The following is a 5,053-nucleotide window of genomic DNA, read 5'->3' as shown; positions in this document are numbered from 1 at the left end:
AGCATCACTCTGCCGGTCGTCCTGTTCGGCAGCCTGCGCGACAAGCTGCAGCCGACCATCGTCGCGGTGGCCGTGCTCCTGACCTGCACCTCCGCCCTCTTCCTCGCCGCTCTCGGCTGGCTCGGCCGTCCCGGCCAAGCGGCGCAACGAACCACGGAAACGCGATGAGCCCGTTTGCCCAAGACTTCGTCGAGACGCCCTACTGGTGGCTGCAGGCCCCGCCGCGGCCGGGCCTGGCGGCCTCGACGCTGACCGATGTCGACTGCCTGATCGTCGGCTCCGGTCTTGCCGGCCTAAATGCTGCGATCACGCTGGCGCAGGCCGGGGTCCAGGTGACGGTGATCGAGCGGGGGCTGATCGGGGAAGGGGCCAGCACGCGCAATGGCGGCCAGCTCAGCGGCGGCTCCAAGGTCTCGGGGCCGGCCCTGGTGCGCCAGTTCGGCCAAGCGCGCGCCGCCGAGATCACCGCGGACTTCCAGGCCGTCTATCCGTTCATCGTCGAGCGCATCCAAAGCCTCGGCATCGACTGCAGCCTGGAACAGCGCGGCATGTTCATCGGCGCGCATACCAGCGCCGACTACCGGGCCTTCGCCGCCGAGCACGCCGCCCTTCCGCCCGAGCAGCAGGCCCGCAACCGGCTGGTGCCGCCCGACCAGGTGCGCACCGAGCTCGCCACCTCGATCTATGCCGGCGGCTATGTCTATGGCGATGCCGGCCAGCTCCATCCCGGCCTATACCATGCCGGGCTGCGCGCCGTGGCGGAGCAGCTGGGGGTGAAGCTGATCTCTGGTGTCGAGCTCGCCGGCATCGAGCGCAAAGGCGACCGCTTCACCGCGATCCTGACGGACGGGGCCATCGACTGCCGGCGGATCATGGTGATGACCAACGGCTATACCGGGGCCGCCACGCCCTGGTTCCAGCGCCGGCTGATCCCCGTCCGCAGCTACATGATCGCGACCGAGGAACTGCCGAACGTCGCGGAGCTGATCCCGGGCGGCCGGCCGCTCGCGGACACCAAGCGCATCCTCTACTATTATCGCAGCTCGCCCGACAAAAAGCGCATCCTGTTCGGCGGCCGGGCCAGCTTCCGCGACGTCGACGCGCGCACCAGTGCCCTGAAGCTCCACGAGTTCCTGACCGACGTGTTCCCCCAGCTCAAGGGCGTGAAGCTGAGCCATGGCTGGTTCGGCAACGTCGCCTTCGCCTTCGACTGGCTGCCCCATTTCGGCCGGCACGAGGGCGTCTATTACGCCTGCGGCTGCAACGGCAGCGGTGTGCCCATGCTGAGCTATCTGGCTGATCGCGCCGCCCGCGCGATGCTCGCCGATGGCAAGGAGATGGGCGGGCTCGGCGCCATTCCGTTCAACACCATGCCGGGCTATGGCGGCCGGCCCTGGTTTCTGCCGATCGTAGGCACGGCCTATCGCTGGACCGACCGGATCCGCCGCCGGCTCGACCAGAAGGTGGCCGCATGACCACGCACGACCGGCTGCGCCTGGAGCGCCTGAGCAAGCATTATGGCCGCCACCAGGTGCTGTACGACGTCTCGCTCGACATCGAGCGCGGCAGCTTTTTGACCCTGTTGGGCCCGTCCGGCTCGGGCAAGACCACGCTGCTCAAGGTCCTGGCCGGCTTCGAGCGCTGCTCGGAGGGCCGGCTCCTGCTGGGTGCCACCGACATCACCGACCTGCCGGCCGAGCGGCGCAATTTCGGCTTGGTCTTCCAGGGCTATGCGCTGTTCCCGCACATGACCGTCGCGAACAACGTGGCCTTCCCGCTCAAGGTCCGCCGCTGGGACAAGAGCCGCATCGAGGCCCGGGTGCGGGAGATGCTGGAGCTGGTGCAGCTCGGCCACCTGGCCCACCGCAAGCCGGCCGAACTGTCCGGCGGGCAGCAGCAGCGCGTGGCGCTGGCCCGGGCCCTCGCGTTCGAGCCCGACCTCCTGCTGCTGGACGAGCCGATGAGCGCGCTCGACCGCAAGCTGCGCGCCGACCTGCAGATCGAGCTGCGCCGCATCCATCGCCGGCTGGGCACCACCTTCGTCTATGTCACCCACGACCAGGACGAGGCCATGACCATGTCCGACCAGGTGGCCGTGCTCGACCACGGCCGGCTGATGCAGGTGGGCCCGCCGGAAACGCTCTACGAGCGGCCGGACAACCGGTTCGTGGCCGAGTTCCTGGGGCGCAGCAACTTCCTGCCGGCGCGCGTGCTGGCGGCCGAGGGACCGGGCAGCCGGATCGAGGTCGGTGGCCGGCCCTGCCGGCATGCCGGCAAGGCGCCTGAGGCAGGCCAGGGCTTGAGCCTCCTGCTGCGGCCCGAGGATATCCAGGTATGCGCGGCATCGCCGGGTGACGGGTGGAACTGCCTGTCCGGGCGCCTGCAGATCCGCACCTATTTCGGCGACCGCGCGCTCTATCAGGTGGAGGTACCGGGTGCCGGCACCGTGTCGGCCTATGCGCCGGCCAGGCCGGAGTTCCGCCCCGCCGAAGGGGACGAGGTCCATCTGGTGTGGCGGGCGGAGGACGGGGTGCTGCTGCCTGCGGAGACAGCTCCCGCCTGAGGGGGCCGATCGGGAGGTGGTCACCCTCGGCGGGTCATGGCTGAAGCAGGGGAGGATGCGGTGTCATGGCGGAACAGGGTAGCGCGTTCGCGGCCTTTGGCCGGCCGATCCGGCTGGGCCTGGTGGGCGGCAGCCACGGCTTCATCGGCCCCGTCCACCGCACTGCGGCGCTGCTGGACCGGCGCTTCGTCCTGACCGCCGGCACGCTGTCCTCCGATCCCGGCCGCGGGTGGGCTGCCGGCATCGCCATCGGCCTGGATCCGGAACGCTGCTATCCCGATGTTCCGGCGATGCTCGCGGGCGAGGCCGGCCGGGGGGACGGCATCGAGGCGGTCGCGATCATGAGCCCGAACGCTCATCATGCCGCCGCCGCCCGTGCGGCGCTGGCCGCCGGGCTGGACGTGATCTGCGACAAGCCGCTGACCACCACGCTGGACGATGCCCTGGCGCTGGTGCGGGCGGCCGAGGCGAGCGGCCTGGTGTTCTGCACCACCTACAACTACAGCGCCTACCCGATGGTCCGCCAGGCGCAGGCCATGGTGCGCAACGGCGTGCTGGGCCTGATCCGCCAGGTCCACACCACCTATGTGCAGGGGCACAACGCCACGCTGGTCGAGGCCGACCCGGCCAGGCGCGGCTGGCGGTTCGACCCCGCATTGTGCGGGGAATCGCTGATCCTGGGCGACATCGGCACCCATGCCCATCATCTGGCCGCATTCGTGTCCGGCCTGGAGCTGGAGGCGGTGCTGGCCGACCTGCATGCGGTGGTGCCCGGGCGCCAGGCGCATGACTACGGCGCGGTGCTGCAGCGCTGGAGCGGTGGGGTGCCGGGCACGATGTGGGTGACCAATGCCGCGGCCGGCGCGGAGCACGGCCTGTCCTTCCGGATCTTCGGCGAGCTGGGCGGGCTGGAATGGCACCAGGAGCGGCCGAACGAGCTGCGCCACCGCCGGCTGAGCGGCTTCGAGCAGATCCTGACCCGGCGGCTGCACGGCGCCCTCCTGCCCGAGGCGGAGCGGCTGGTCCGGGTCGAGATCGGCCATCCCGAAGGCTATCAGGAGGCGTTCGCCAACCTCTACCGTGACGTGGCCGAGGCCATCGCCGCCCGCCGCACCGGCGTCCCCGCCGATCCGCTGGCGCTGGAGTTCCCGACGGTCCGCGATGGTGCCGCCGGCATGGCGTTCATCGCGGGCGCCCTGGAGAGCCAGCGCACCGGGACCTGGGCGGACTGCCGGCTGCGGCCGTGAGCCGGAGGGGCCTCAGGCCAGCTCGCGCATGACCCGGTAGAGATCGGCCTTGGCCTCGAAGCCGATGCCGGGGATGTCCGGCAGGCCCACCCGACCATCCTGGACCTCGATCCGGTCGGCAAAGCCGCCGAAGGGCTGGAACACGTCGGGGTAGCTCTCATTGCCGCCCAGATGGAGGCCGGCGGCGATGTTGAGCGACATCTGGTGGCCGCCATGCGGGACGACCCGGCGGGGCGACCAGCCGAGCTCCTCCATGACCTGGAGCGTGCGCAGATACTCGACCAGGCCATAGGACAGGGCGCAGTCGAACTGCAGCCAGTCGCGCTCGGGCCGCATCCCGCCATAGCGCAGGAGGTTGCGGGCATCCTGGTGCGAGAACAGGTTCTCGCCCGTCGCGATCGGGCGGTCGTAGGCTTCGGCCAGACGCGCCTGGATCTCGTAGTCGAGCGGGTCGCCCGCCTCCTCGAACCAGAACAGGTCGTAGGGCTTCAGCGCCTCGGCATAGGCGAGCGTCGTCTCGAGGTCGAACCGGCCGTTCGCGTCGACCGCGAGGTTCCGGCCCTCGCCCACGACCTCCAGGACCGCCTCGATCCGGGCGATGTCCTCCGCCAGCGGCACCGCACCGATCTTCATCTTCACGACGCGGTAGCCGCGCTCCAGGTAGCCCCGCATCTCCTCCTGGAGCCGGGCGTGGTCCTTGCCGGGGTAGTAGTACCCGCCGGCGGCATAGACCCAGACGCTCTCGTCGTGCACGCCGCCGCGGTAGCGGTCGGCCAGGAGCTTGTAGAGCGGCACGCCCGCGATCTTGGCCACCGCGTCCCAGACTGCCATGTCGATCGTGCCCACGGCGACCGAGCGCTCGCCGTGGCCGCCCGGCTTCTCGTTCTTCATGAGGGTCGCCCAGATCGCGAACGGATCCAGGTTGTCGTTTGCCTCGTCGACCAGGCTCGCCGGGTCGGCCTCCAGCACGCGGGCGATGAAGCGGTCGCGCATCAGCGCACCCTGGCCGTAGCGGCCGTTCGAGTTGAAGCCGTAGCCGACCACCGGCTTGCCGTCCCGGACGACGTCGGTGACCACGGCCACGACCGAACAGGTCATCTTGGAGAAGTCGATATAGGCGTTGGCGATGGGCGAGGCGATCGAGACCGTCTTCTCGCGGATGTCGGTGATCCTCATGGGCGGTCTTCCTCAGGCGATCGCGTCGGCGATGGCCTGGCCGCAGGTGCGGGTATCGGCCTTACCG

Annotated in this window: 4 protein-coding genes; 3 read left to right on the top strand and 1 reads right to left on the bottom strand. The window is 70.3% G+C overall.

Annotated features, from left to right (window positions below):
- Positions 1-164: 164 nt before the first annotated feature.
- The 3 genes from VNS22_RS06330 (at position 165) to VNS22_RS06320 (ending at position 3,810) form a co-directional block, all read left to right on the top strand.
- Positions 165-1,475 carry an FAD-dependent oxidoreductase gene (locus tag VNS22_RS06330; protein ID WP_325730719.1) on the top strand — a complete coding sequence of 437 codons (1,311 nt, stop codon included), beginning with the start codon at positions 165-167 and terminating at the stop codon, positions 1,473-1,475.
- Positions 1,472-2,563, top strand: a complete 1,092-nt coding sequence (locus tag VNS22_RS06325; RefSeq protein ID WP_325730718.1) for an ABC transporter ATP-binding protein — start codon at positions 1,472-1,474, stop codon at positions 2,561-2,563. Before VNS22_RS06330 ends, VNS22_RS06325 begins: the two co-directional genes overlap by 4 nt.
- Before the next feature lie 65 nt (positions 2,564-2,628).
- Complete coding sequence (locus tag VNS22_RS06320; protein ID WP_325730716.1) at positions 2,629-3,810, top strand: Gfo/Idh/MocA family oxidoreductase; 1,182 nt, start codon at positions 2,629-2,631, stop codon at positions 3,808-3,810.
- 12 nt (positions 3,811-3,822) lie between these two features.
- On the opposite strand, the gene VNS22_RS06315 is transcribed toward VNS22_RS06320, so the two are convergent.
- A complete protein-coding gene (locus tag VNS22_RS06315) occupies positions 3,823-4,986 on the bottom strand; it encodes a mandelate racemase/muconate lactonizing enzyme family protein (RefSeq protein ID WP_325730714.1) in 1,164 nt (387 codons plus the stop codon).
- Positions 4,987-5,053: the final 67 nt, after the last annotated feature.

The organism is Geminicoccus sp. (assembly GCF_035556675.1).
Classification (GTDB): domain Bacteria; phylum Pseudomonadota; class Alphaproteobacteria; order Geminicoccales; family Geminicoccaceae; genus Geminicoccus.
Note: the sequence above shows the minus strand (reverse complement) of the source record. Positions and strands in the feature narration are given on the sequence as shown.